General features: G+C 65.1%; 4 protein-coding genes. All 4 read right to left on the bottom strand.

The features are described 5' to 3' along the window. Window positions 1–137: 137 nt before the first annotated feature. Window positions 138–1,076, bottom strand: a complete 939-nt coding sequence (gene cysD / locus RMO57_RS03790; RefSeq protein ID WP_310384374.1) for a sulfate adenylyltransferase subunit CysD — start codon at window positions 1,074–1,076, stop codon at window positions 138–140. Continuing rightward, on the bottom strand, window positions 1,073–1,861 hold the full coding sequence (locus tag RMO57_RS03795) for a phosphoadenylyl-sulfate reductase (protein ID WP_310384376.1): 789 nt from the start codon (window positions 1,859–1,861) through the stop codon (window positions 1,073–1,075). Before RMO57_RS03795 ends, cysD begins: the two co-directional genes overlap by 4 nt. Further along, window positions 1,858–2,346, bottom strand: a complete 489-nt coding sequence (locus RMO57_RS03800; protein ID WP_310384378.1) for a DUF934 domain-containing protein — start codon at window positions 2,344–2,346, stop codon at window positions 1,858–1,860. Before RMO57_RS03800 ends, RMO57_RS03795 begins: the two co-directional genes overlap by 4 nt. A 14-nt stretch (window positions 2,347–2,360) precedes the next feature. Beyond that, a partial coding sequence (locus RMO57_RS03805) for a nitrite/sulfite reductase (RefSeq protein WP_310384380.1) occupies window positions 2,361–3,540 on the bottom strand: 1,180 nt, incomplete at its 5' end.

Genomic DNA, 3,540 nt, shown 5'->3' on the forward strand with positions numbered 1-3,540 from the left:
CGCCTGGCCGTCGAACAGCAGGCGGCCGATCAGCGTGCTCTTGCCGTCGTCAACGCTGCCGGCGGTCAGGAAGCGCAAGGCGCGGTGGTGGGTGTCCACCTCGTTGTCGTGGACGATTTTTTCAGTCACGGTTGTCATCAAAAGTAGCCCTCTTTCTTGCGGCGCTCCATCGAGGCCTCCGAAGTTCTGTCGTCCATGCGGGTGGCACCGCGCTCGCTGACGGTCACGGTCAGCGTCTCGGCGACGATGTCGGTCGCGGTAGCGGCCATGCTTTCAACCGGGCAGGTGCAGGTCATGTCGCCGACGGTGCGGAAACGCACGGTGGCGGTCTCGACGACCTCGCCCGCTTCCGGCGGCGTCACCTCGGTCAGCGGCACCAGCAAGCCCTTGCGGCGAATCACCTGGCGCTCATGCTTGTAGTAGAGGCTGGGCAGCGGGATGTTCTCGCGCGCCAGATAGAGCCACACATCCAGCTCGGTCCAGTTGCTGATCGGGAAGGCGCGGAAATGCTCGCCCGGGCGAATCCGCGTGTTGAACAAGCTCCACAGCTCGGGCCGCTGCTCCTTGGGCTGCCATTGGCCGAAGCTGTCGCGGTGGCTGAAGATGCGCTCCTTGGCGCGGGCCTTTTCCTCGTCGCGGCGGGCGCCGCCGATCAGCACGTCGAAGCGGTGCTCCTCGATCGCTTCCAGCAGCGTGACGGTCTGGTGGCCGTTGCGCGATTCCAGCGGATAGGCCAGGCGCACCGTGCCTTTTTTGATCGACTCGTCCATGTGCGCAATGATCAGCCGATCCCCCGATTCGGCCACCAACTGGTCGCGGAAGGCGATCACCTCGGGGAAGTTGTGGCCGGTGTCCACGTGCACCAGCGGGAAGGGCAGCTTGCCCTTGTAGCTGCCGTCGGGCTGGCGCGTTTTAAAAGCTTTTTCGGCCAGGCGCAAGACCACGCAGGAGTCTTTGCCGCTGGAGAACAGCAGGCCAGGGCGCTCGAAGCCGGCGGCCACTTCACGCAGGATGAAGATCGCTTCCTCTTCCAGGTGGTCGAGGTGGCGGTGGTCGATATTCAGGGGCGCGTTCATGCCGAGGCTCCAGTCTTCAGTTCTTCGTTTGAATGCGACTTGTGCAAACCGCATTCCTTGGCATCTTCTGCCTCCCACCACCAGCGCCCCGAGCGGAAATCTTCTCCGACCGAGATCGCCCGTGTGCAAGGCGCGCAACCGATGCTGGGCATGAACTGGTCATGCAGCGCGTTGAAGGGCACATCAAACGTGGCGATGTAATGCCAGACATCGGCCCAGCTCCAGTCGGCCAGCGCGTTGATCTTGGTCCGGCCGTTCTGGTCCAGCTCGCTGAAGGGCACGACCGCGCGGTTGCTGGACTGCTCACGGCGCAGGCCGGTGATCCAGGCGGTGCGGCCTTCCAGCATGCGGCTCAGCGGTTCCAGCTTGCGGATCGCACAGCATTCCTTGCGAAGGGCCAGGCTTTCGTACATCGCGTCGGCACCGCGCACGCGCACGAAGGTCACCACCGCATCATGGATAGGGCTGTAGACCGCCACCCTCAAGCCATAGCGCGCCTCGATCTGCGGCAGCAGGGCCAAGGTCTCGGCATGCAAGCGGCCGGTGTCCAGCGTGGCGATGCTGATCGGCAGCTGGTGACGGGCGATCAGGTCGGTGATGACCATGTCCTCGGCGCCCAGGCTACTGGACTGCAAGAGCCCATCGCCATGGTCGCGCACAGCATCCTGCAGAAGTTCCACCGTCTTGGCCAGACGTTCGGCAAAGCCGGCGGTCTCGCGGGCGTAGAGCTGGATGGCCGAGGCGCTGCTTGCCGCGCCCGGTAGAGAGAAGACCTCGCCGCTCACACGCCACCCCGCGCAAACAAGGGTTGGGTGGCGTCCACATCGCCTTGGTAATGGCCAGCGAAGAAGCTCAAGGCCCGCTCGGCCGCGGCCCTGGATTGGTCGGCGCGCAGCTGCACCGCGTCAAAGCCTGTGCGCGCCAGCAGGGGCAGCATGTCGACCAAGACTTCGCCGGTGGCGCGGATCTCGCCGGCATAGCGATAGCGCGAGCGCAAGAGCTTGGCCTGGCTGTAGGCGCGGCCGTCCACCCATTTCGGGAAGCGCAGCGCAATCATCGCCAGCCGGGGTAAATCGGCCGCCAAGCCTTCGATGTCAAAGTCGTTGTTCAGCTCGACGGCGGTGACCAGGCCGGCCGGCCAATGGTCACGCACCGCATGCCATTGCTCCAGGCTCAGTAGCAAGTTCGGCGCTGGATCGGGGCAGGGCATCGGGCCGTCTTCGCCAAGCACGTGATGCCATTGCTGATGATGGGTGTCGATAAACTTCATGGTGATGCTCATAGTCAGTGGACCACGCCGGTCACAGTGCGTACGGCGTTAGCGGGCGCCTTGAACGGCTCCAAGCCGATGCGGCGCACGGTGGTGATGAAGCGCTCGGCCTGGCTGCTGCGCTGAGCGCGGTAGGTGTCGATGACGGACTCGATCACGTCGGCCACCTCGTCGGCGGCAAAAGAAGGGCCGATCACGCGGCCGGGCACCGACTGGCCCGACAGCGTCGAGCCGTCCGAGCCGCCGAGCGAGATCTGGTACCACTCCTTACCGTCCTTGTCGACGCCCAGTACGCCAATGTGGCCACTGTGGTGGTGGCCGCAACTGTTGATGCAGCCGCTGATGTGCAGGTCGATATCGCCGATGTCGTACTGCTCATCCAGGTCTTCGAAGCGCTCGGTGATGGCCGCCGCGATGGGGATGGAGCGGGCATTCGCCAGCGCGCAGAAGTCGCCTCCCGGGCAGGCGATCATGTCGGTCAGCAGGCCGATGTTCGGCGTTGCCAGGCCCAGTGCGCGGGCGGCTTCGAAGACGGCCGGCAGGTCGGCCTCGCGCACCCAGGGCAGCACCAGGTTCTGGTCATGGCTGACGCGCAGCTCGGCCGCGCTGTAGCGATCGGCCAGCTCGGCGGCGGCTTCCATCTGAGAGTCTGTCGCGTCGCCAGGCGCAATGCCGGCCCGCTTCAGCGACAGCGTCACGGCGCGGTAGCCATTCAGTTTGTGGCGCGCCACATTGCGCTCCAGCCAGCGCTTGTAGGCACCGGCCACAACTTCACCATTCGCGCCGGCAAAGATGTCGGTGGCAGTCGTAGCTTGCACACCGGCCGGTGTGACAAAGCAGGCCGCCACGCGGTCCAGCTCGGCCTGCGGAATCAGGTGCTCCTGCCCACCGACGTCCTGCTCCAGGATCTGCTTGAACTCGGCGTTAACGTCGTCGAAGAAGGCCTGGCCCTCGGCCTTGACCAGGATCTTGATGCGCGCCTTGTAGGCGTTGTCGCGCCGGCAGTAGCGGTTGTAGACCCGCACGATGGCCTCGACAAATACGAGGATCTGCTGCCAGGGCAGGAATTCGCTGATGACCTGGCCGACGATGGGCGTGCGGCCCATGCCGCCGCCGACCAAGACCTTGAAACCCACCTCGCCGGCCGCGTTCTTCAGCAGTTGCAGGCCAATGTCATGCCAGGCAATCGCGGCG

The sequence above is a fragment of the Roseateles sp. genome (assembly GCF_031397715.1).
GTDB lineage: Bacteria > Pseudomonadota > Gammaproteobacteria > Burkholderiales > Burkholderiaceae_C > Paucibacter_A.